This window comes from Streptomyces sp. 549, assembly GCF_030124175.1.
Lineage (GTDB): Bacteria > Actinomycetota > Actinomycetes > Streptomycetales > Streptomycetaceae > Streptomyces.
Genome location: NZ_JASKMT010000008.1, coordinates 76,280 through 97,473 on the forward strand (window position 1 = coordinate 76,280; position 21,194 = coordinate 97,473).

Here is a 21,194-nt window from a genome sequence, read left to right on the forward strand (position 1 = left end):
GCCGCCCGGGGCCGGGGCCGGGGCAGGGGCCGGGAGGGGCGCCGGGGCGGGATCAGTCGCGCGCGCAGACGAAGATCGCGGTGCCGGGAACCAGTGCGCCGCGCAGCGGGGACCAGCCGCCCCACTCCTGCGTGTTCCACGCCGGCCACTCCGGCTCGACGAGGTCGACCAGCCGGAAGCCGCCGGCCACGACGTCCCGGACCCGGTCGCCGAGCGTGCGGTGGTGCTCGACGTAGACCGCCCGGCCCTGCTCGTCCTGTTCCACGTACGGCGTGCGGTCGAAGTAGGAGGCGGTGAACGTCAGCCCGTCGGGGCCGGGCTCGTCGGGCAGCGCCCAGCGGATCGGGTGCGTCACGGAGAACACCCACCGGCCGCCCGGCCGCAGCACCCGGTGCACCTCCCGGAAGACCGCCACCGGGTCCGCGACGAAGGGCACCGCGCCGTACGCGGAGCACGCCAGGTCGAAGGAGCCGTCGGCGAACGGCAGCGCGCCCGCGTCGGCCTGGACCAGGCCCAGGCCGTCCGCGCCGATGCGCAGGGCGTGCTGGAGCTGGCGGTGGGAGAGGTCGAGCGCCACCGGCAGCGCGCCGCGGGCCGCCAGCCAGCGGGCGCACTGGGCTGCCCCGGCGCCGATCTCCAGTACCCGGCGCCCGGCCAGCTCCGCCGGGTCGCCCAGCAGGCGGGCCGACTCCTCGTCCAAACCCTCGGGACCCCACACGAAGCGGTCGTCGCCGAGGAAGCCGCCGTGCTCGTTCTGGTACTCGTCCGCGTTGCGGTCCCACCAGCTCCGGCTGGCCCGGCTGCTCTGGGCGGCGCCCGCGCGACGCCGGACGGCGTCCGGATCGGCGTCCGCGGCGACCACGGACTGTGGGCCGGACTGTGGGCCGGGCACTGTGCCGGGCAGGCCGTCGGGCTCGGGCGGCGACTGGGGTGGCGTCATGTGACCTGTTCTGCCGTGCGGGGAAACGTCCGGTGGACCACCGTACGGACCGACGCGCGGTGGTCGCCGCGGAACCGGTCGGCGGACACACCGCGGGCAATGTGCCGGGCGGTGTGTCCGTCGGCCGACCTCTGGCGTAAGCTTGGCGCAAAACCTTGTGGTTACGGGCGTGCCGGGGTCTACTCGGCATCGCTTGGCCGGGTACGGGGCTTTTCGCCCCGCGTGCGTCCAGATGCGCATTGACCCTGCCTGGCTTCGTCCGTATGCTACAAGTTGCGCTGCGGGCCTGCGCGCCTCAGACCGAGCAGGTCGCGCTCGCATCTGTTGTATGTCCCCTCGGTTGTCGAGGCGGTTCCGATCTAGCCACGCTAGAAGAGACACGCCTCCCATGCTGTCTGGCTTCGGCGGTGCGATAAGGGCTCACGGCGTAGCAGTACCTACGACTTCCTGTCCGTACCGGAGCCCTTTACCACATGACGAGCAGCACCGAGACCACCGTGGCCACCCCGCAGGTTGCGGTAAACGACATCGGTTCCGAGGAAGACTTCCTCGCCGCGATCGACGAGACGATCAAGTACTTCAACGACGGCGACATCGTCGACGGCGTCATCGTGAAGGTCGACCGGGACGAGGTCCTGCTCGACATCGGTTACAAGACCGAAGGCGTCATCCCTTCCCGCGAGCTGTCGATCAAGCACGACGTCGACCCCAACGAGGTCGTCGCCGTCGGTGACGAGATCGAGGCCCTCGTCCTCCAGAAGGAGGACAAGGAAGGCCGCCTGATCCTCTCGAAGAAGCGCGCCCAGTACGAGCGCGCCTGGGGCACGATCGAGAAGATCAAGGAAGAGGACGGGATCGTCACCGGAACCGTCATCGAGGTCGTCAAGGGTGGTCTCATCCTCGACATCGGCCTCCGCGGCTTCCTCCCCGCCTCCCTGGTCGAGATGCGTCGTGTCCGCGACCTCCAGCCCTACGTGGGCAAGGAGCTCGAGGCCAAGATCATCGAGCTGGACAAGAACCGCAACAACGTGGTCCTGTCCCGCCGTGCCTGGCTGGAGCAGACGCAGAGCGAGGTGCGCCAGACCTTCCTCACCACCCTGCAGAAGGGCCAGGTGCGGTCCGGCGTCGTCTCCTCGATCGTCAACTTCGGTGCGTTCGTGGACCTGGGTGGCGTCGACGGCCTCGTGCACGTCTCGGAGCTGTCCTGGAAGCACATCGACCACCCCTCCGAGGTTGTCGAGGTCGGCCAGGAGGTCACGGTCGAGGTCCTGGACGTCGACATGGACCGCGAGCGCGTCTCCCTGTCGCTCAAGGCGACCCAGGAAGACCCGTGGCAGCAGTTCGCCCGGACCCACCAGATCGGCCAGGTCGTCCCCGGCAAGGTCACCAAGCTGGTGCCGTTCGGTGCGTTCGTCCGCGTCGACGAGGGCATCGAGGGCCTGGTCCACATCTCCGAGCTGGCCGAGCGTCACGTGGAGATCCCGGAGCAGGTCGTCCAGGTCAACGACGAGATCTTCGTCAAGGTCATCGACATCGACCTCGAGCGCCGTCGCATCAGCCTCTCGCTGAAGCAGGCCAACGAGTCCTTCGGTGCCGACCCGATGGCGGTCGACTTCGACCCGACCCTCTACGGCATGGCCGCGTCCTACGACGACCAGGGCAACTACATCTACCCCGAGGGCTTCGACCCCGAGGCCAACGACTGGCTCGAGGGCTACGAGAAGCAGCGCGAGGAGTGGGAGCGCCAGTACGCCGAGGCGCAGACCCGCTTCGAGCAGCACCAGGCGCAGGTCGTCAAGTCCCGCGAGGCGGACGCCCAGGCCGAGGCCGAGGGTGTCACCCCGGGTGCGGCTGCCCCGCAGGGCGGCGGCAGCAGCAGCAGCCAGGGCGGCGGCGGTGGCGGCGGCGGTTCGTACTCCTCGGAGTCGGCCGACGACGCCGGTGCGCTCGCCTCCGACGAGGCGCTTGCCGCACTCCGCGAGAAGCTGGCCGGCGGCCAGAGCTGACGCTCTGCCCCTGACGGCCTGCCTGTGACGGCAGAGGGCCCGTCCCCCGGTAACGGGGGGCGGGCCCTTCGTCATGCCCGTCTCCGGCAGGGCCCTGCTCGACCAAGGCGCGGACACCGGCCCGGATGTACGCCACGATGTGGATCTCCGGGAAACCGGGGCAGGTCGTGTGCACCGTCAGCGCCCCTCGGGGAATGCGCAGGGGATCACGGACGTTGTTCCGGACGCAGTCGATCAAGAGGGGCGGCACCAGTGAAACCGCACGAGTTGTACGAATGGGAGCCGGCCGGGCTCCGCGCGGTGGACGAGATCATCGACGACGGGGTCGGTGCCGGGCTCGTGATGCTCTACCACTTCGAGGGGTTCATCGACGCGGGCGCCACCGGCGAGCAGATCGTGGAGCGGCTCACCGACGCGGCCAGTCCGCAGGTCGTCGCCCGGTTCGCCGCGGACCGCCTCGTCGACTACCGCGCGCGGCGTCCGCTGATGACGTTCCGTCGCGACCGGTGGGTCGCCTACGAGGCGCCGCGACTGGAGCTGAGCCTGCTGCGCGACGCCGCGGGCGTGCCGTTCCTGCTGCTGTCCGGCCCCGAGCCGGATGTCGAGTGGGAGCTGTTCACGGCCGCCGTGCGGGAGGTCGTGGAACGGCTCGGCGTGCGGCTCTCCGTCACCTTCCACGGCATCCCCATGGGCGTACCGCACACCCGCCCGGTCGGCCTGACACCGCACGGCAACCGCGCCGAGCTGGTCCCGAGCGGCCCCGGCCTCTTCGACGAGGCCGCCGTACCGGGTAGCGCCGCGGCACTCACCGAGCTGCGGCTCTCCGAGGCGGGCCATGACGTGCTCGGCATCGCCGCCCATGTGCCGCACTACATCGCGCGCTCGGCGTACCCGGACGCCGCACTCGTCACCGTGGAGGCCATCACCTCGGCCACGGGCCTGGTCCTTCCCGGCGTCACCCACGACCTGCGCAACGAGGCCCACCGGGCGCAGAACGAGATCGAACGCCAACTCGCCGAGGGCGACGAGGAACTGGTCTCCGTCGTCCGCGGCCTGGAGCAGCAGTACGACGCCGTGGCGGGTGCCGCCAGTCGGGGCAGCCTCGTCGCGGAGGCCAGTGAGCTGCCGTCCGCCGAGGAGCTGGGTGAGGTCTTCGAACGGTTCCTCGCCGACCGTGAGCAGGACGGCGAGTCCGGAACCTGAACCACCGGCCCGTAGGCTGGGCGGCATGGTGAAAGTCGGGCTGACAGGTGGTATCGGGGCGGGCAAGAGCGAGGTGTCCCGCAGGCTGGGCGAACTGGGCGCGCTGGTCATCGACGCCGACCGCCTCGCACGTGAGGCGGTCGCGCCCGGGACCCCCGGGCACGCCGCGGTCGTCGCCGAGTTCGGCACGGACGTCCTCCAGGCGGACGGCGGCATCGACCGGGCGGCACTCGGCCGGGTGGTGTTCGGCGACCCGCAGCGCCTCGCCGCGCTGAACGCCATCGTGCACCCGCGGGTGGCGGAGCTGTCCGCAGCCCTGGAGGAGGCGGCCGGAGAGGACGCGGTCGTCGTGCACGACGTGCCGCTGCTGACCGAGAACGGCCTCGCGCCGCTGTTCGACACGGTTGTGGTGGTCGACGCGTCGCCCGCGACGCAGCTGGACCGCCTGGTGCGGCTGCGCGGCATGTCCGAGCAGGACGCCCGGGCCAGGATGGCGGCCCAGGCCGACCGCGAGCAGCGACTGGCCGTGGCCGATCTGGTCATCGACAACGACGGGCCGCTTGACGCCCTGGAACCGCAGGTACTCGACGTCTGGCGGCGCCTGGCCGCCACCGCCTGACTCTGGCCGCCACCGCCCAGGCGTGCGGCAGGGCCGGGAACGGGTGTGCCGGCGTGGCCGCGTGATGCGGCGGGAATGCATGCCCGGGTGGCGGCGTTGTCCCCGCCAGAGGAGGCACTCATGTCCCGCACGCCCGAGACGCACATCATCGGTTTCCGCGCGGCCGAGCACCTGCTCGCCGCCAGGGACCCCCGCGGCGCGCTGAAGCTGCTCGACCCGGTCGTCGCCGCCCACCCCGAGAACACCGCCGCCCGCCTGCTGCGGGCTCGGGCGTTCTTCCTCGGCGCCCAGCTGCGCTCCGCCGAGCAGGAGTTCCAGGTGGTTCTGGAACGCGAGCCCGACAACGCCTTCGCCCACTTCGCGCTCGGCAGGACCCTGGAGCGGGCCGGCCGTCCCGACGAGGCCAAGCGGCACTTCCGGCTTGCCGCCGCGCTCGACCCCCGCCCCGACTTCTGGGACGCGGCCGACTTCGACGGTCCCGGGACGGACGCAGCCGTCGGCTGAGTCCCCCCTCCACCGCCCCGGGACGGCGTCCCGGCACACGCTCGACGGATGTCCGGTAGGCCGCGCGGCCTACCGGACATCCGTCGTCCGACGTCCGGATCACCGGTTCAGGGCGGCTCCCCGGCTCACTCCGCCGGGGTTGAAGCGTCCGGCACCGGAGCGGTGCCCAGGCCCAGGGTGCCGGTGAGGAAGAAGGAACCGTCCACCCAGTTCCCGACGGCCGGACGCCGGTGGTCGAGCTGTACGTCGGCCGCCGCGACGTCGATCTCCGTGTCAGCGAGCGTCCGCACCCGCAGCCGGTGGAACACCTCCCCGGTGAGGTCGCTCTCCGTGCGTCGCACGGCGACCACCTCTCCCGCGAACAGTGCGTGCGCGGTGGGCAGCCATCCGGCCTCGGCGTCGTCCGGGCGGAACAGCCCGGCGGGGACGAGGTAGTGCGAGGCGAACTTCATCTCCCGGTCGGCCTGCGCCGCCTCGTAGGCGGCTTCGTCGGGGAACACCGTGAGGTGTTCCGCCAGGGCGCTGAGCCGCAGCGCGCCCTCCACCGGCGGGGATCGCAGACCGCGCAGCTCGACCCGGTCCGTCAGTTCGACGGGCAGCGGGCACACCGACTCGCCGCCGGGCGCGTCGAGCAGTTCCATGTGCGCGGTCCCGTCCGACGCCAGCGCGATGCCGCGCACCGGGACCGGTCGGCCTCCGGGGACAAGACACGGCAGCACATGGGTCAGCGCGCCCTCACCGTTGACCTCCATCTCGACCCGGGCCCCGCCGGACCCGGTCCACACCGTCCTCGTGGCGCCTCCGCCCGCGTCGTCGCTCGCGCCGAGGGCGTACAGCCGCCGCAGCAGGTCCTCGTACTCCTCCCGGCTGCTGACCTCGAGCCCGATAGCCCCGAAATGACTCACCATGCGACCAGCGTCCACGCCGACTCACCCTGCGGGAAAGGGATTTAGCGTGCTGACGCGGCGTCAGCGGGTACCGTGACGGCGGTTCGGTCTCCGTTGAGGGTTGAACCACCAAGGTGCTCGGCTGTGGTGAGGCATGCGGCGAAGGGCGGGGCGGATGAACGACAGCACTCAGGACACGCGGCGAGCGGGCCGCAAGCGCAGACCTGAGCTCACCGGTGGATGCGGGCAGTCCCCGGCCATGGGCGCTCCGTCCGTCACCGGTGGTTCCGGCAGGGGTGTCACCGCGGAGCAGCTGGCGACGGGAACCTCCGGGGAGGCGGTGACCATACTGGCCCCCGGCCGGGTCGACGTGACGATGAGCCGGGTCACCATCGAACCCGGCGGCAGCACGGAATGGCACTACCACCCCGGCCCGGTGATCGGCGTGGTCAGCTCCGGGACCCTGACGCGCACACTGAGCGAGGGCACTGTGGAGGTCAGCGGACCTGGCAGCACCATCCTGGAACCAGCCGGACGCGCCCACCTGCACCGGGCCCGTAACCTCGGCACGGACCCCGTCGAGCTCTACGTCACCTACTTCGTGCCCGAAGGAAGCCCCTTGTCGGTGGACGTGCCGGTTGCGGATGCCGGCGGGCGGGAGGAGGAGTGAACACACGATGCCGGCGTGTCCACTGCCCCTGCCGTCCTTTCATCCAGCAGGAAGGTGGCGATCCCCGCTCGTCGGATGCGCAGCTCGGAAGGCGTCTCCGGTTCGGATGCGGCGCTGTCGACGTTCGATCGCGCGCTGGTGCGGCTACTCACCTGACTCGACGCGGGGTTGCAGACGGCAGGTGCGGGCCGGGGTTTTCGGGCACCCGCCGGGGATGGACCACACGCAGCCCGGCGCACGAGCCGCCGCACAGCCCACCGACGCGCCTTCGGCGTCCGCCGACCGGCCCGCGCCCGCCCACCAGCGCCCGCCCGGCGTCTCGGACACCACGGTGAAGGCCCTCGGCGCGCTCTCGGAGGCTCTGGAGACGACCGAGCGGGCTCGCGGGCACCTGTACAGCTTCCACCAGCTCACCGGCGGCGCCGACCTGAAGCTGGGCGAGGCCGTGGACCTGCTGCGGGAGGCCGGCCACGAGGAGGCCGCCGACCGGCTGGAGCGGGACCTCGTGGGGCGGAACGTACTGCCGGGCCGGTGGACCTTCCAGATCGTCGAGCAGTACGACGACGACTACTACCGCACCTTCAAGGACGCCGAGGAGCACCTGCGGGGCGAGCTGGTCGGCGGCCGCAGGCACCTGTTCGAGGCGGAGATGAAGGAGACCCGGCGCACGCCCGGCGCGCCGGGCCATGAGGCGCGCCCGGCGGACTGACCCGCCGGACGAAGTCGCCCGTTCCTCCGCCCCCGGCCGGTGCAGGCGCGGCTGCGGGGCGGCGGATGGGGGAGGGCAGGGGGTCACCTGGCCAGCAGCACCGGGGCCGGCAGATGGGTGAGGTTCTGCGCCGCGTTGGGCGCGACCGAGTCCGAGCCGCTGTTCTGACCCCCGGAGGAGGGGCCGGAGCCCGCCGGCCCGGAACCGGCCGGGGGCACGGCCTCCAACGGGGTGGTGAGTTCCACCGCGGGGACGCTCTGCTCCGGAGCGGGAGAGGGCACGCCCTGACCGAAACTCTGATCCGGCCCCTGCGGCACGTAAGCCTGCTGTTGTTGCTGCTGCGGCTGTGCCTGTTGTGCTTGCTGGAGTTGCTGTGACTGCTGGGGGGCCTGGTTCTGGAACTGCTGCTGGGGGGCCGAGAAGGCAGGGTCCGGGCCGGGCGCAAGCGGGCCGGTGAGGTACTCCGGCCCCCCCGCTCCCGGCTGGAGACCGGTGTACTGCTCCGAAGGAGCCCCGGGCGCCGCGTAGCCGGCCGTCGGCCACCCGGCACCACCGGAGTAGCCGGTATTCCCGGAGTAGCCGGTCCCTCCGGAGTAGCCGGTGCCCCCCGCGTAGCCGGGCGCGGGGTAGGGGGAGGACGGGTAGGACGGTGCCGGGCCGGCGGGCGCGGGGGCGTACGCGGCGGGCTGGGGCGCGAGCTGCGGGGCTGGCTGCGGGGTGGGCGCGTACTGGGTGGGCAGGTAGAGGCCGGCCGTGGACTGGGACGGCGCCTGCGGGCCTGCCGTCAGCATGGGCTGCGATGCCGGAGGCAGCTGCGCGGGCGCGGCCGGCTGAAGCTGCTCGGGAGGTGCGGGCGCGTACCACTCACTGCCGTACAGCACCTGGCTGAGGCCGGTGAGGAGCCTGCCGACGTCCGCCTGCTGACGCACCACCAGGCGCAGGAACTGGCTGCTGCTGCCCAGCTTGTTGCCGCACTCGCGGATCAGCACGCCGTGTTCGGCGAGCAGGCGGTTGCGCAGCACCACGCCGTCCGCGCCGTCGGGGAGCCGCACGAAGAGGAAGTTGCCCTGCGAGGGGTAGACGGTCAGGCCGGGCAGCGTACGCAGCTGCCGGTACATCTCCTGCCGGTCCCAGCTGACCCGTTGCAGGCTCTCCCCGTACTCCTGCTGGTGCTCGGACAGCATGAACACCACCGCCTCGGCGAAGGAGTTGAGGTTCCACTTGGGCAGGTTGTCGCGGATGCGGGCGGCCAGGCCCGGGTTGGCGACCATGTAGCCGAAGCGGACCCCGTGCAGCCCGAAGTTCTTGCCGAGGCTGCGCAGCACCACGACGTTGGGCCGCAGCACCGCCTCCTCGACGACGCTGGGCCACGCCTCCGCGTCGACGAAGTCGAGGAAGGACTCGTCGACGACGACCAGATCGAGGTCCACGAGAGCGTCCAGCATGGTGACCACGGCCTGTCGCGGCAGATAGCCGCCGTCCGGGTTGTTGGGGTTGCAGATCACCGCGGTCCGCGAGCCGCGCAGCCGGACGAAGTTGACGAACGCGGCCGGGTCCAGGGCGAAGCCGGCCTGCTCGGGCAGCACGAACATGTCCACCCGCTTGCCGGTCTCCATCGGCTGGTCGGTCCAGCGGCCGAAGGTGGGGATCGGGACGGCCAGCGAGTCCCGGACCAGCAGGTGGTCGATCCAGGTGATCAGCTCCGTGGAGCCGTTGCCCATGGCGACGGTGCGCGGGTTGAGGCCGAGCGTGGCGCAGAGGCGGTCGGTGATGGTGTCGGTGCTGCTCGGGTAGTACGTGAGGATCTCCCGCATCCGCATCATCAACTCGTCGAACATCTCCGGCGTGGGGAAGTACGGGTTGCAGGGGATGCAGAAGTCGACCAGCCCCGCACCGCTCGCCGAACCACCGGAGGCCTGCCGGGCTGCCCGGTTGAGGGCGAACAGCGAGGGGCTGTGCGCCCCGGCGGTGCTGAAGAGGTCGAGCGCGTTGCCGACGGCGACAGTCAAGACAGTGCCTCCTGTGGTGCGAACCGCGCGGCCCGCGGTGGGTCCTCACCCGGTATACGCGGCGCACCGCCGATGTGTTCAGTCGGTGTTCGATCCGTGTGCGACCGGCAACGGGACCGGGCGGGCGCGCCGTGTGTGCTGCCTGCCGGCTCGTGTGGCACAGGTGCGGTTTCGCGCCCATGTCGTCTTTGTGCGGCCCGTTTTGGCGCTGGGCGCGCGGGTCAATAGGATCCGCCAGATGATCATAGGAAGACGGTCGACGGGAGTCCTGTGCGGACTGCTCGCGACCATGGCGGTGTGGGCGCTGCCGTCGAGCGCCGCCGCGGAACCCGCAGAACCCGACACGCCGCAGGTGCCTCCGAAGGTGGAACTCGTCCTCGACGTCAGCGGCTCGATGAGCAAGCGCGACGTGGACGGCGGAAGCCGGATGGCCGCCGCCAAGCGCGCGTTCAACGACGTCATCGACGCCGTCCCGGAAGGCGTCCACATGGGCATCCGGACACTCGGCGCGAACTACAAGGGAGATGACAAGGCACGCGGCTGCGTGGACAGCGAACAGCTGTACCCGGTCGGGGAGGTGGACCGCAGGGAGGCGAAGACGGCTGTCGCCACGCTCGCCCCGACCGGATGGACGCCGATCGGCTTCGCGCTGCGAGGAGCGGCCAAGGACCTCGGCACGGGGGAGGGGACGCGCCGGATCGTGCTCATCACCGACGGTGAGGACTCCTGCGGTCTGCCCGATCCCTGCGACGTGGCACGGGAGTTGGCCGCCGCCGGGACGCAGCTGACGGTGGACACCCTCGGTCTGGCCGGCGACGCGAAGGTGCGCGAGCAGCTCAGCTGCATCGCCGAGGCGACCGGCGGCACCTACACCGCCGTCCAGCGCACCGACGAACTCTCCGACCGGCTCAAGCAGTTGGTACGCCGCTCGGTGGACACGCCGGTGGAGAACCCGGCGCCCGCCGAGGGCGCCGACCGCTGCGCGACGGCGCCCGAGCTGACGGCCGGCGTGTACACCGACCGGGCCGAGTTCGGCCAGCACCGCTGGTACCGGGTGGAGTTGAAGCCAGGTGAGGAGCTGCGGGCCTCGGTGAGCGTGGCGGCCGACCGGGCCGTGGACCGGGACTACTCGGTGCTGCTGAGAGCGGTGACCGAGAGGGGCCGGGAACTGGTGCGCGGGGCGGAGGCCGGACACGGCCGCACGGACGTGATGTCCACCGGCCTGCGCTACCCGTGGACCGGTGACGAGGAACGGGTGGTGTGCCTGGAGGCGAGCCACTCGTTCTCCGCACCCGAGTCCGTACCCACCAGCCCCGGCATGCCGGTGGAACTCACCGTCGACGTGGTCGAGGCGCCCTCCGGCGCGGGCGACGCGGCGTACTTCGGCCTGGCCAGGGGCTGGGTCCCGCTGGTGCTGCTGACCCTGACCGGGCTGGCCGCCGGCGCGCTGGCCGGGCTGCTGGGCCGGCTTCGCCGACCCGTACGAGGAGCTAACTGATGCGAAGCGCACGTAGAGCGGCAGCCGCCCTCGGCCTGGCGGTGGCGTTCCTCGCGGGTGCCGCCGTGCCGGCGGCGGCCGACGGGGAGGACGGCGACCTGAAGGAGGCCGGTACCACCTTCCGCAGCGCGACCGTCATCGAGCAGGGCGTCGAGGCGGAGGCCGTCGGCGCGGTCGGCGACTACCTGTACTGGGCGTTCGCCGCCGCAGCGGGCGAGGTGCCCACGGTGACGGCGACGGTCACGCTGCCGAAGTCGGCGGCCGGAGCCGGCAACACCGCATGGCAGGTCGACGTCCACGACGGGCTGCGCCGGCACCAGCCGTGCGCGGCGGGCGCGCCGCGGCGCGTCACGCGGCCGCAGACGGAGACCGTCACGCTCACCTGCACGCTGCGCGCGGTGCAGCCGTGGGCCGAGCAGTGGTCCGACAGTCCGCTACCGGGCGCCTACTTCCTCCGGCTCACCGCGGTGTCCCTGCCGGACGAGGCCCTGGGCCTGCCGCTGCGCGTCCGGGTCGGCGTGTCCGCGGAGGGCGCCGAGGGCGCCCGGCGCGGCGGGGGCTCGTTGCCGGCACCGCTACTGCCCGCGGTTCAGGCCGGTTCGCCGGCCGACGGCGGCGGGAACGGCGGCGGGCAGGACAGCACCGGACAGGACGAGGACGGGGAGGACGGCAGCGGATCGGCGCCCCGGGCGCTCGCGGTCGCCGAGCCGGAGTCGGGCTGGAACGGGCCCTGGTTCGCGGACCGCTGGCTGTGGACGGCTGCCGGCGGCGTGCTCGCCGCCGTGGCCGGTGTCGGCGGCTACCTGCTGGTCCGCCGCCCGCGCTTCTGACCGTACGGTGCGGGACGGGCACCCGCCGCAGGGCGGACCCGTCCCGCACAGTACGGTGACCGCCGTGAACCCGAGCAACGAGCAGCCCAGCAGCCCGGTCCGGTCACCGGGCCAGACCGGCCCCGGCGCCACCACCGAGGCCCGCGCCGACCAGGTCCGCGGCGTGCGGACCGCCTACGCGCCCGACCCCGACGGCGACCCCGACCCCGGCGAGATCGTCTGGACGTGGGTGCCGTACGAGGAGAACGACGGACGCGGCAAGGACCGCCCGGTTCTGGTGGTGGCCCGCGAGACGGCCGGCACGCTGCTCGCCGTGCAGCTGACGAGCCGTCAGCAGAACGACCAGCACGAGTGGGTGTCCATCGGCAGCGGCCCCTGGGACGCCCAGGGGCGGGAGTCGTGGGTCGACCTCGACCGGGTACTGCGCCTGCACCCGACGGGCATGCGGCGCGAGGCCTGCGCCCTGGACCGGGCCCGGTTCGGGCAGGTCGTGCACCGCCTCCAGCAGCGCTACGCCTGGCGCTGACCCAGCGCTGACCCGCGCCGTTCTGCGGGGCCCGGCACCACCGGGCCCCGCACCGCCCCGGCGCGGGGGTCTCAGCAGACGCCTGCCAGGGCGTCGGTGAGCAGCGCCGCGCGCTCCTCCTCGGTGAGCTGCGAGACGTCCCGGGCGGCCCAGCCGCCCTCCTCCAGGGCGCGCAGGCAGCTCTGGAGCTGCCGTGCCTGCGGCGGCGGCACGGGGCCGTCCAGTTCCTCGCCCAGGTCCGCGACCAGCGCGACGAACCGCCAGTCCACGTCCGGGTCCTCCAGTTCGACGACCAACTCGGCGTAGGACAGCACACGTCCGCGCAGCACCCCGTGCCGGACGACCTGCGCCCGGATGCCCGCGTCAGGGTCGGACAGCTGCTCGGCGAGCGCCGACTCGGCGGCTGCCGCGTTGTCCTGGTCGGCACACTCCAGACCGGCGAGCCCGTCGGTGGCGGCGCTGCGCACGCTCGGCTCGGGATCGTCCAGCAGCCGGGTCAGTGCGTGCACGGCGCGCGTCTCGCTCTCGGCGTCCAGTTCGAGCTGCGCGGTGCCCAGCGCCGCCGCTCCGCGAGCTGCCGGGTCCTCGCTGTCCAGCGCCTCCAGGAACAGGTCCACGGGCACCTCGACACCGCCGCGGCGGGTGATCAGCGTGACGTAGGTGTCCAGCACCTCGCCCTGGAGCTCCGGGCGGGCCGACGGCCCCGCCAGCAGGGCGTCGAGCCGACCGGTGACGGCGGCCGGGTCGGCCGGGCCGCCGTTCTCCGCGGCGGTCAGGGTGCGCAGGGCCCGCAGGCCCAGTCGGACCTGCTCCGGGTCCGGGTCGGCGCACCGCGCCAGCGCCTCGTCGACGGCGAGGGCGACGTCCCGCCGGTCCGTCCAGTGCGGTGCGTCCTCATCGGGCAGCAGCTCTTCCAGGACGGCGTCCCGCTGCTCGCTGCCGTCGGGGTGTGCGCCCGCCCGGTCGAGCAGTTCGGTCACCTCGGCGCGGCGGGCCTGCTCGCTGCCGCTCGGTGCGGTCTCCACCCGCCGCAGCGCTCCGGCGACCAGTTCGATCGCCTCGGCGAGTGACTCCCGGGTCTGCGCGGCGCTCTCCCAGCCGCCGGACGCGAAGGCATCCAGTCCCTGCCTCAGGTCCGCGTGCAGCGATGCCCGGTCCTCGTCCGACAGCGGCGCCGGCGCCTCGGGCGGCGCCTGATCCGCACGTCCTGCCCGCCACCGCTGCCAGCCGGCCACCAGGTCCGCGGGGGAGTCGTGGGCGTCCGCGAAGAGAGTGTCCAGCTCCTCGCGCACCTCGGGGTCGCGCCACAGCAGCCAGGCCAGGTTCTCCGCCATCACGGCGAACGTCTGCGGATCGGGCTCCTCGTCCATCGCCGCCAGCAGGGCCGACACGGCCCAGCGCTGGTCGTCCGCGAACGGCAGGATGGACGCCGTCGCCCGGCGGATCTCCGGATCGTCACTGCTCAGGTCGGCGGAGTACCGAGCAATCTGGTTCCGGGTGCGTTGCCGGCCGAACACGCTGATGACCTCCGGGGGATGGGCGGGAGGCTCACTCTACGGGCCGCCTCGCGGCGGTCGGCCGCCCCGTCCCACCGCGGCGCCCGTCCGGCCTGCCGCCGCTTCGCGGCGCACGCGGGGGCCGCGGGTCACCTGCCCATCGTCAGGCCGTGCTCGGCGGCGCCCCGGCTGAGGGCGGCGCCCCGTACCAGGTCGCGCGCGTCGCGGAACTCCGCCCGGTCCGGCTCCGCCGCCAGGGCCCTGGGCAGGTTGACCAGCTCGAACCGGGGGGAGCTGGCCATGAGGTGCGGGACGAACTCAGCAGATTCCACCCGCCACGTGCCGCCCCTCGCGGCGGGCGGTGTGAACCGGAACCGGGCTGCCGAGCCCATGCTGCCGCGTGGGTCCTTCATCACGCCGGCGACCTGGTCGCCCATGCCGTAGACCACCCAGGTGCCGTTGACCTTCTCGTACGGCTGCGGCACGTGGGCGTGCGTGCCGATGATCAGGTCGATGTCCCGCCGTCCGCTCTCGTTCGACGCGGTCAACCGCCGGGCCAGGGACAGCTGCCTGCTGTCGGGCTCCTCCTGCCACTCCGTGCCCCAGTGCATGCTGACGACCACCACGTCCGCCCCCGACCGTCGGGCGGCCCGGGCGTCGGCGACGATGCGCGCGGGGTCCATGAGGTTGACCAGCCACGGCTGGCCCGCCGGGACCTTGTTGCCGTTCGTGCCGTAGGTGTAGGCCAGATGGGCGACCCGGGCGTCCCCGGCGGGCAGGATCACCGGGGTGTCCCGCTCGGTGGCGGACCGGGCCGACCCCGCGTGCCGCAACCCCACCCGGTCCATCGCGTCCAGGGTGCGGGTCACCCCCGCCGCGCCCGCGTCGAGTGTGTGGTTGGAGGCGGTGGAACACGAGTGGTAGCCGGTGTCCTTGATGGCGCGGGCGATCTGCGGCGGGGTGCGGAAGGTGGGGTATCCGGTGAAGGGGCCGCCGTCCGCGCCGTACACCGTCTCCATGTGGCAGATGGCCAGGTCCGCGTCGGCGACCACGTGCCGGGCCCCGGCGAGCAGCGGCCCGAAGTCGTGGCCGGTGCCGTCGGCGTCCTCCCACGCCTGCTGGATGATCGAGTCGTGCGGGAGGATGTCGCCGGTCGCCACCAGGGTGAAGCCACGGGTGGGCGGCGGGCCCCCGGCCGGGGCCTCAGCCGGAGCGCCGGGCAGGGGCGAGCCCTGGCCTGCCGCCGGGGCCGCCGGTGCCCCCGGGGCGGCGGTGCCGCACGCGGCTAGCGGCCCGAGCAGGGCCACGGTGGCGAGCAGGGCGGCTGCGAGGCGGGTGTGCTGTGCCATGGGACCACTCCGCGCTGGGGATCAAGGGACAATCCCACTGACGCCCACCGGATCATCGGATCGCGGCAACCGTGCCGGGTGGTCCCCGGAACGGACCAGTCCCTGCACCCGTTTGAGTGGCGGCCACCCGGACGCACCCGTCCGCCGCACCCGGACGCACCCGTCCGCCGAACCCGCCGCACCCGTCCGCCGCACCCGGACGCACCCGTCCCTGCGCCGCCTTTCGGGCGGCAGCCGGCGACCGGTGCCGCGTCCTGCACCGGGTCACGACCGGTGCGTCACCCGGATCTTGGACTGCTTGTGCGGCAACTCGTCCCAGTCGGCCATCGCGCGCGCTTCCAGGCCGTGCGAGCGGGCCAGCGCGAGCAGGGTGTCCGTGCGGTAGTAGAAGTCCTCACGCAGCACCTGGTGCTCCGGCCCCTCGGTGCGGTTGTAGGTGAAGTCGAAGAAGCCGTCCGGCGCCAGCACCCGCCCGACGTGCGCCAGGCACTCGTCGATGATCTCCACCGGGGTGTGCGAGAACACGCTGTGCGCGTGCACCACGTCGAACGAGGCGTCGGGCAGGTGGGTCAGCCGCAGGTCCCGCACCAGCGTCAGGTACGGCCGCTTGTCCTGGAGGCCCTCGCGGGCCAGCGTGTCCTGTGCGGCCAGCAGGATCTCCGGCGAGATGTCCACCCCGTGGTAGGCGCCCGGCTCCAGGTGCGCGATGACCAGCCGCCCCGCCCGCAGGTTGCCGCAGCCGATCTCCAGGAACCGGTCGCCCGTCGACAGCCCGTGCCGCAGCAGGTAGTCGTACTGCATACGGCCCAGTGCCAGCCAGCGGTCGTGGGTGGCGCTGCCCACTGCCGCCTCCGGGTTGTGGGCGGTGTCGTGCCGCATCACGGCCCGGTAGTAGGCCACGTGGTCGCCTCCGGTCTGCCGCTCCAGACGCCGGTCGCGCAGCCGGCGGCGCAGGTGCGGCACGATCCGGCGGGGGTGCCGGAGTGCGTACCGCAGCTGGTGCGGGAGTGAAGTGCGGTCGTGGTGCTGTGGTTTCCGCATGGCGGGCCTCTCCTTCGGACATGCTGGTACGTCGCGGCCCCGAGCACGCCGGGGCCCACTCCAGGGTGCTCGCCCGCGTCCGCCGGCGGCACCCGCCACCACCAAGACCGTCAACAGGAGGCCCTTGTGGCGCAAGGACTGGCGGCCATGCCGCTCGACTGGCAGCGGGCGCTGGCGATCGTGGCGCATCCGGACGATCTGGAGTACGGCGCTGCGGCAGCCGTCTCCCGGTGGACCAGCGAGGGCAAGGACGTGGCGTACCTGCTGGTCACCCGGGGGGAGGCCGGCATCGACTCGCTCGACCCCGCTGCGGCGGCGCGGGTGAGGGTGCGGGAGCAGCGGGCCAGTGCCGCGGCGGTCGGTGTGCGGACCGTGGAGTTCCTCGACCACCGGGACGGGGTCATCGAGGAGGGCTTACCGCTGCGGCGCGACCTGACCGCGGCGATCCGCCGCCATCGGCCGGAACTGCTGGTCACGCTCAACCACGAGGACACCTGGGGCGAGGAGGGCTTCTGGAACACCCCCGACCACCGCGCCGTCGGCCGGGCCGCGCTCGACGCCGCCGGAGACGCGGGCAACCGGTGGATCTTCACCGACCAGCTCACCCAGGACGGGCTGGAGCCGTGGGGCGGAGTGCGGTGGGTGGCCTCCGCCGGGGCTTCGCGGCCCACCCACGCCCAGCTCCTAGGCGAGGCCGACGTGCGGCGTGCCGTCGACTCGCTCGCCGAGCACCGCGCCTACCTCACCGCGCTCAGCGACCAGGATCCCGTCGAGTACGCGCGCACCTTCCTCGGCCGGGTGCTCGCCGGCGCGGCCGAGCAGACCGGCGGGCGCCGGGCCCTCACCTTCCGCCTCTACCCGCGGTAGGCGGCCCGGCCAGCGCGGCGGTGGCGCGGGCCGCGGGTGGTTCAGGGGCCGGCGCGGAGCCGGGTGAGCAGCGCCAGGGCGGCCACCGGCACCAGCAGCGCCGCGGCCAGCGCGTTCAGCCAGCCGTAGCCGGCCTGGGCGACGACCAGTCCGGCCAGCGCGCCGCCCGCTCCGGCCGCCGCGTTCATCGACAGGTCCGACAGGCCCTGCACCGCGGCCCGGGCCGCCTGCGGCACCGAGTCGGTGAGCAGCGCCGAGCCCGACACCAGCGCCGCCGACCAGCCGAGACCCAGCAGGAAGAGACCCACCGCGCTCTGCGTGTGGCCGGCTCCCGCCGTGCCGGCGAGCAGCGCGGCGAGGGCGAGCAGCAGCACGGCCAGGCCGATCACGGGGAGGCGGCCGATCCGGTCCGCGAGCCAGCCCATCACCGGCGAGAAGGCGTACATGCCGGCGATGTGCCCGCTGATCACCAGGCCGATCAGTTCGATGTCCGCCCCGTGGTGCCGCAGGTCGACGGGTGTCATCACCATCACCGACACCATCACGGTGTGCGAGCCGGTGATGGCGACGAGCGCCAGACGGGCCCGGGGGGATGCGGCCACCGCCGCCACTCCGGCCCGCAGCGAGCGCTCGGCCCTGGTCGGCGGCACGGTGGTGCTCGCGGCGAGCGCCCGCGCGGTCAGCAGCGGGTCCGGCCGCAGCGCGGCCCAGACCAGGACGGCCGCGAGCAGGAAGATCAGCGTGCCCCACACGAACGGCCCGGCCGCCTGCGGGACTCCCAGCCCCGAGACGCTGCGGCCCGCCGGGGCGGCGATGTTCGGCCCTGCCACCGCCCCCACCGTGGTCGCCCACACGACGGTCGAGATGGCCCGCCCGCGCCGGGCCGGTTCCGCCAGGTCGGCGGCGGCGAAGCGGGCCTGCAGGTTCGCTGAGGAGCCGGCGCCGAACGCCAGCATGCCGAGCAGCAGCAGCGGGAAGTTCTCCAGCACGGCGGCGGCCACCACCACCGCCCCGCCCACCGCCCCCACCAGGTAGGCGAGGGTCAGGCCGGGCCGGCGCCCGCGTGAGGCCATCAGAGCGGCCAGCGGCAGCGAGAGCAGCGCGGTGCCGATGACCGAAGAGGTCATGGCGAGCCCGGCCAGGGCGGCGGAGCCGCTGATGTCCTCGGCCAGCACCGCGGCCAGCGCGATGGCCGTGGCCACGCCGAGGCCGCCGAGGATCTGGCTGGCGACCAGGACGATCGTGGTCCGGCGCCGGACCGTGCGCAGATCGACCGGGACGGCGTCGCGCGGGGTGCCGGCCGTGGGCGGTTCCACGGGCGGGCCGCCGGCCGGGGCGGGATCGGAGGGGCGGGTCACGTCCGCAGTCTGCCAGCGTTCGGCCGAACGGGCTAAGGGATATCAGCCTGTTCCGCACGGTGATCGCCACACCGTGCGGGCCGGCCTGTGCGTCCCGCCCCGGTGCACGCCGGCGCGGGGCCGGGGCACACTGCCCCGATGACTGCCGACGCCTCGCGGACCGCCCGGGAACGTGCGCTGCGCCATGTCGCGGCCCTGTCGTCCGGGCCGCCGATCCCGCCGCTCTGGCGCATCACCGCTCACTTCCACCCCGACCGGGCCGTGCACGGCAGGCTGATGCTGGACGCCCTCGCGGACGACGGCGTGTACCGCTCGCAGTTCGTCACGGGTACCGGCAACGGGGGCCTGACCGCCCGCCCCGGGGGCGACCGGTGGTGCTGGGAGAGCCGGATCTTCGGCGGGGCCTACGACGACGCTCCCGCGGAGGACCGGCCCGTCTACGGCGCGCTCGACCACCGCCGCAGGGCGGCGGGTGCGGCGCCGCGCTTCGGTTCCGCACACCTGCGGCTCGCCGAGGGCACGCTGGCACGTGCCACCTTCTGCTACCCCGACAGCGCCGCGGAGCCCTCGGCGTTCGGCGTCGCGACCCGGATGCGGCTGGTCGCACTCGCCCGGGCGGACCGCCGGGACGCCCTGGACGACTACGTCGAGGCGCAGGTGCACGGGCCGGTCCGGCTTGACCGCGACGTGGAGGCACTCGTCCTGGACCCCTGCTACCGGGGCACCGCGGTCGAGCAGGCGGCCCGCCGCATGCCGTGCCCGGTGGAGTGGCACGGCGGCTTCCGCCTCGGCGTCGCCGAGCTGCGGCGCCACGCCGACTACCGCGGTCAGCGGTATGTCGACCTCGGCGCGGAGATCGCCCGGTGCGGCCGTCTCGACCCCGGTGTGATCGGTGACGCCGCCCGCACCGGCCGGCACGATCCGCAGGAACTCAAGAAGGTCTGGCACTGCCTGGCGCGCTTCGGGGCGCCCCCGCCCTCCGGCGACGCGCCTCCGCCGGTCGCCGTGCCGGGAACCGGTGGGCTGGCCGTGCCCCGCCGGCCCACCGGGCGCCCGGTGTCAGAACAGCGCGGCGGGTAGCACGCCTTCCACAGCGAGCAGCACCCGCTTCGTCTCCACGCCGCCGCCGAACCCGCCGATGCCGCCGTCGGCCGCGACCACCCGGTGGCAGGGCACCACGACCGGCAGCGGATTGGCGCCCATCGCCGCGCCGACGGCACGGGCCGCCCCGGGCTCCCCCACCCGGTCGGCCAGGGCCCGGTAGCCGATCACCGACCCGAACGGCACGGAGCGGTGCAGCGTGCGCAGCACCCGGGCATGGAAGCCGGAGCACAGCGACCAGTCCAGGGGTATGCCGAAGGTGGTCCGCGTGCCGCCGAAGTACGCCTCCAGCTGGGCCGCGGCGGTGGCGAGCACCGGGTGCCCGGGGTCGGACACCGGTTCGGCGCCCAGCCGCGAGGCCAGGTCGGCGAGCGGAGCCGCCGCCTGCGCCTCGCCGGTGTGGAACAGGACCCGCACGAGACCGCGGTCCGTCGCCGCGAGCAGCAGCGGCCCCACGGGGCTCTCGCACACGGTCCAGGCGGGCGGCCCGGCAGGGATGTCGGTCATGTCGCGGAGCCTACGACGCGGCACTGACACCGGCCCCGGAGACGGCGCCTTCGCCGTCCCGAGGACCGATTCCTGAAGACCTCCGCAGGCCCGAAGACCTCCGCAGGCCTGAAGACCTCCGCAGGCCCGAGGGCCGTTTGGATCCGCGGCGCCTCGAGCGCGCCCGGGGTCGCGGGAGCGCGTCACCTCCGCACGGCGTCGTAGATCACGTCCGGGCGGTTGGAGATGATGCCGGTCACCCCCATGTCCGCCAGCCGCACGGCCGTCTCCGGGTCGTCCACCGTCCAGGCCAGTACCTGCAGCGCCTTGCCGCGCGGCCCGCGCAGGGACTTCACCGCGGCCACGTACTCAGGGGTGACGGTGGTGTGACGCGGGTTGATCTGGTCGGCGAACCGCGCGTAGTCCGGCAGCTCGGAGACGTCGGGGGTGCCGAGGAAACCGGTCTTCACGGTCGGTGCCAGCTGGTGCACCGCCCTGACGGAGTCGGCGTCGAAGCTCTGCACGATCAGCCGGCCGCGCACGTACCGTGCCTCGAGCCAGCCGGACTCGGTCAGCTGCTTCAGCACGTCCTGCTCGATGCCCGGATAGAGCTCGGGCTTCTTGATCTCCAGCAGCAGCCGCTGCCGGTTGCGGTCGACGCGGGACAGCAGCGCCGCCAGAGTGGGCACCCGTTCACCGGCGAACTCCTGGTCGAACCAGCTGCCCGCGTCCAGCCGGGCGATCTCCGAGGCGGTGAAGTCGCCCACCCGCCAGGGGTACCGGGTGGGGAACACCCGGGCGACGTCGGTGGTGCGGCCCAGCGTCTCGTCGTGGACGACGACCAGCCGGCCGTCGGCGGTCCGCTGCACGTCCGCCTCCACCCAGGTGATGCCCAGGTCGTGCGCCCGGTCGACGGCGGCCAGGGTGTTCTCCGGCGCGTAGGCGGACGCGCCGCGGTGCGCGACGGTCACCGGTGCCGCGTCGGCGGCCTGCGCGGACGGTACGCCGAGGACAAGAGCGGCACAGCTCAGGAGCGCGCACACCAGGGAGGCGGCGGAGCGTAGGGACACGGGGACTCCTCACGTCTGCGGAATC

21 protein-coding genes are annotated in these 21,194 nt (G+C 73.5%); 12 read left to right on the forward strand and 9 right to left on the reverse strand.

The genetic code is table 11. The features are described from left to right. Window positions 1–52 precede the first annotated feature (52 nt). Complete coding sequence (locus QNO07_RS12145) at window positions 53–940, reverse strand: class I SAM-dependent methyltransferase (protein ID WP_283991817.1); 888 nt, start codon at window positions 938–940, stop codon at window positions 53–55. A gap of 473 nt (window positions 941–1,413) precedes the next feature. Here QNO07_RS12145 and rpsA point away from each other — a divergent pair, with 473 nt between their 5' ends. The 4 genes from rpsA (at window position 1,414) to QNO07_RS12165 (ending at window position 5,272) form a co-directional block, all read left to right on the forward strand. Continuing rightward, window positions 1,414–2,946 (forward strand): 30S ribosomal protein S1, encoded by a 1,533-nt coding sequence (gene rpsA / locus QNO07_RS12150; RefSeq protein ID WP_283991818.1) that lies wholly within the window; start codon window positions 1,414–1,416, stop codon window positions 2,944–2,946. Between the two features lie 252 nt (window positions 2,947–3,198). Continuing rightward, a complete protein-coding gene (locus QNO07_RS12155) occupies window positions 3,199–4,149 on the forward strand; it encodes a PAC2 family protein (RefSeq protein WP_283991820.1) in 951 nt (316 codons plus the stop codon). Window positions 4,150–4,174: 25 nt separating this feature from the next. Next, complete coding sequence (coaE, locus tag QNO07_RS12160) at window positions 4,175–4,768, forward strand: dephospho-CoA kinase (RefSeq protein ID WP_283991821.1); 594 nt, start codon at window positions 4,175–4,177, stop codon at window positions 4,766–4,768. A 120-nt stretch (window positions 4,769–4,888) separates the two neighbouring features. Beyond that, window positions 4,889–5,272, forward strand: coding sequence for a tetratricopeptide repeat protein (locus QNO07_RS12165; RefSeq protein ID WP_283991822.1), 384 nt, complete (start codon window positions 4,889–4,891; stop codon window positions 5,270–5,272). Window positions 5,273–5,397: 125 nt separating this feature from the next. Here QNO07_RS12165 and QNO07_RS12170 read toward each other — a convergent pair whose 3' ends face one another. Then, on the reverse strand, window positions 5,398–6,180 hold the full coding sequence (locus QNO07_RS12170) for a hypothetical protein (protein WP_283991823.1): 783 nt from the start codon (window positions 6,178–6,180) through the stop codon (window positions 5,398–5,400). A gap of 154 nt (window positions 6,181–6,334) precedes the next feature. Between QNO07_RS12170 and QNO07_RS12175 the strand changes: the two genes are divergently transcribed. From QNO07_RS12175 to QNO07_RS12185, 3 genes are read left to right on the forward strand one after another with little or no spacing between them, the layout of a single operon-like run. Further along, window positions 6,335–6,829 carry a cupin domain-containing protein gene (locus tag QNO07_RS12175; protein WP_283991824.1) on the forward strand — a complete coding sequence of 165 codons (495 nt, stop codon included), beginning with the start codon at window positions 6,335–6,337 and terminating at the stop codon, window positions 6,827–6,829. A gap of 15 nt (window positions 6,830–6,844) precedes the next feature. After that, on the forward strand, window positions 6,845–6,985 hold the full coding sequence (locus QNO07_RS12180) for a hypothetical protein (protein WP_283991825.1): 141 nt from the start codon (window positions 6,845–6,847) through the stop codon (window positions 6,983–6,985). Between the two features lie 58 nt (window positions 6,986–7,043). After that, on the forward strand, window positions 7,044–7,538 hold the full coding sequence (locus QNO07_RS12185; RefSeq protein ID WP_283991827.1) for a hypothetical protein: 495 nt from the start codon (window positions 7,044–7,046) through the stop codon (window positions 7,536–7,538). Between the two features lie 83 nt (window positions 7,539–7,621). On the opposite strand, the gene QNO07_RS12190 is transcribed toward QNO07_RS12185, so the two are convergent. After that, a complete protein-coding gene (locus tag QNO07_RS12190) occupies window positions 7,622–9,547 on the reverse strand; it encodes a pyridoxal phosphate-dependent aminotransferase (protein ID WP_283991829.1) in 1,926 nt (641 codons plus the stop codon). A gap of 238 nt (window positions 9,548–9,785) precedes the next feature. Between QNO07_RS12190 and QNO07_RS12195 the strand changes: the two genes are divergently transcribed. From QNO07_RS12195 to QNO07_RS12205, 3 genes are all read left to right on the forward strand, one after another. Beyond that, on the forward strand, window positions 9,786–11,045 hold the full coding sequence (locus QNO07_RS12195) for a VWA domain-containing protein (protein WP_283991830.1): 1,260 nt from the start codon (window positions 9,786–9,788) through the stop codon (window positions 11,043–11,045). Further along, on the forward strand, window positions 11,045–11,875 hold the full coding sequence (locus QNO07_RS12200; protein WP_283991831.1) for a hypothetical protein: 831 nt from the start codon (window positions 11,045–11,047) through the stop codon (window positions 11,873–11,875). The genes QNO07_RS12195 and QNO07_RS12200 overlap by 1 nt, the downstream gene beginning before the upstream one ends. Window positions 11,876–11,939: 64 nt before the next feature. Then, window positions 11,940–12,401, forward strand: coding sequence for a type II toxin-antitoxin system PemK/MazF family toxin (locus QNO07_RS12205; RefSeq protein WP_283991832.1), 462 nt, complete (start codon window positions 11,940–11,942; stop codon window positions 12,399–12,401). Between the two features lie 71 nt (window positions 12,402–12,472). Here the strand turns inward: QNO07_RS12205 and QNO07_RS12210 are convergent, their stop codons facing one another. The 3 genes from QNO07_RS12210 to QNO07_RS12220 all read right to left on the reverse strand — a co-directional run bounded on the left by QNO07_RS12210 (window position 12,473) and on the right by QNO07_RS12220 (window position 16,287). Beyond that, window positions 12,473–13,918 carry a hypothetical protein gene (locus tag QNO07_RS12210; RefSeq protein ID WP_283991833.1) on the reverse strand — a complete coding sequence of 482 codons (1,446 nt, stop codon included), beginning with the start codon at window positions 13,916–13,918 and terminating at the stop codon, window positions 12,473–12,475. Window positions 13,919–14,046: 128 nt separating this feature from the next. After that, window positions 14,047–15,246 (reverse strand): CapA family protein, encoded by a 1,200-nt coding sequence (locus QNO07_RS12215; protein WP_283991835.1) that lies wholly within the window; start codon window positions 15,244–15,246, stop codon window positions 14,047–14,049. 264 nt (window positions 15,247–15,510) lie between these two features. After that, the gene (locus QNO07_RS12220) at window positions 15,511–16,287 is read right to left on the reverse strand and encodes a class I SAM-dependent methyltransferase (protein WP_283991836.1); all 777 of its coding nucleotides are present in this window, start codon (window positions 16,285–16,287) and stop codon (window positions 15,511–15,513) included. A 126-nt stretch (window positions 16,288–16,413) separates the two neighbouring features. Here QNO07_RS12220 and QNO07_RS12225 point away from each other — a divergent pair, with 126 nt between their 5' ends. Further along, the gene (locus tag QNO07_RS12225; protein ID WP_502961823.1) at window positions 16,414–17,154 is read left to right on the forward strand and encodes a PIG-L deacetylase family protein; all 741 of its coding nucleotides are present in this window, start codon (window positions 16,414–16,416) and stop codon (window positions 17,152–17,154) included. A gap of 41 nt (window positions 17,155–17,195) precedes the next feature. Here QNO07_RS12225 and QNO07_RS12230 read toward each other — a convergent pair whose 3' ends face one another. Continuing rightward, on the reverse strand, window positions 17,196–18,470 hold the full coding sequence (locus tag QNO07_RS12230; protein ID WP_283991976.1) for an MFS transporter: 1,275 nt from the start codon (window positions 18,468–18,470) through the stop codon (window positions 17,196–17,198). A 180-nt stretch (window positions 18,471–18,650) separates the two neighbouring features. Between QNO07_RS12230 and QNO07_RS12235 the strand changes: the two genes are divergently transcribed. Further along, window positions 18,651–19,592 carry a DUF3626 domain-containing protein gene (locus QNO07_RS12235; RefSeq protein ID WP_283991837.1) on the forward strand — a complete coding sequence of 314 codons (942 nt, stop codon included), beginning with the start codon at window positions 18,651–18,653 and terminating at the stop codon, window positions 19,590–19,592. Here QNO07_RS12235 and QNO07_RS12240 read toward each other — a convergent pair. Both QNO07_RS12240 and QNO07_RS12245 read right to left on the reverse strand, forming a co-directional pair. Continuing rightward, complete coding sequence (locus QNO07_RS12240; protein ID WP_283991840.1) at window positions 19,572–20,120, reverse strand: methylated-DNA--[protein]-cysteine S-methyltransferase; 549 nt, start codon at window positions 20,118–20,120, stop codon at window positions 19,572–19,574. The two genes, QNO07_RS12235 and QNO07_RS12240, sit on opposite strands and share 21 nt — an antisense overlap. A gap of 182 nt (window positions 20,121–20,302) precedes the next feature. Next, the gene (locus QNO07_RS12245; protein ID WP_283991841.1) at window positions 20,303–21,169 is read right to left on the reverse strand and encodes a glycerophosphodiester phosphodiesterase; all 867 of its coding nucleotides are present in this window, start codon (window positions 21,167–21,169) and stop codon (window positions 20,303–20,305) included. Window positions 21,170–21,194 lie beyond the last annotated feature (25 nt).

Excerpts from the sequence above, each read along its gene's own strand:
- QNO07_RS12170 (WP_283991823.1), bottom strand. The coding sequence starts at position 6,180 with ATGGTGAGTCATTTCGGGGCTATCGGGCTCGAGGTCAGCAGCCGGGAG.
- QNO07_RS12240 (WP_283991840.1), bottom strand. The coding sequence starts at position 20,120 with ATGACCGACATCCCTGCCGGGCCGCCCGCCTGGACCGTGTGCGAGAGC.
- QNO07_RS12235 (WP_283991837.1), top strand. The coding sequence starts at position 18,651 with ATGACTGCCGACGCCTCGCGGACCGCCCGGGAACGTGCGCTGCGCCAT.
- QNO07_RS12145 (WP_283991817.1), bottom strand. The coding sequence starts at position 940 with ATGACGCCACCCCAGTCGCCGCCCGAGCCCGACGGCCTGCCCGGCACA.
- rpsA (WP_283991818.1), top strand. The coding sequence starts at position 1,414 with ATGACGAGCAGCACCGAGACCACCGTGGCCACCCCGCAGGTTGCGGTA.
- QNO07_RS12220 (WP_283991836.1), bottom strand. The coding sequence starts at position 16,287 with ATGCGGAAACCACAGCACCACGACCGCACTTCACTCCCGCACCAGCTG.
- QNO07_RS12195 (WP_283991830.1), top strand. The coding sequence starts at position 9,786 with ATGATCATAGGAAGACGGTCGACGGGAGTCCTGTGCGGACTGCTCGCG.
- QNO07_RS12165 (WP_283991822.1), top strand. The coding sequence starts at position 4,889 with ATGTCCCGCACGCCCGAGACGCACATCATCGGTTTCCGCGCGGCCGAG.
- QNO07_RS12175 (WP_283991824.1), top strand. The coding sequence starts at position 6,335 with ATGAACGACAGCACTCAGGACACGCGGCGAGCGGGCCGCAAGCGCAGA.
- QNO07_RS12200 (WP_283991831.1), top strand. The coding sequence starts at position 11,045 with ATGCGAAGCGCACGTAGAGCGGCAGCCGCCCTCGGCCTGGCGGTGGCG.
- QNO07_RS12185 (WP_283991827.1), top strand. The coding sequence starts at position 7,044 with ATGGACCACACGCAGCCCGGCGCACGAGCCGCCGCACAGCCCACCGAC.
- QNO07_RS12215 (WP_283991835.1), bottom strand. The coding sequence starts at position 15,246 with ATGGCACAGCACACCCGCCTCGCAGCCGCCCTGCTCGCCACCGTGGCC.
- coaE (WP_283991821.1), top strand. The coding sequence starts at position 4,175 with ATGGTGAAAGTCGGGCTGACAGGTGGTATCGGGGCGGGCAAGAGCGAG.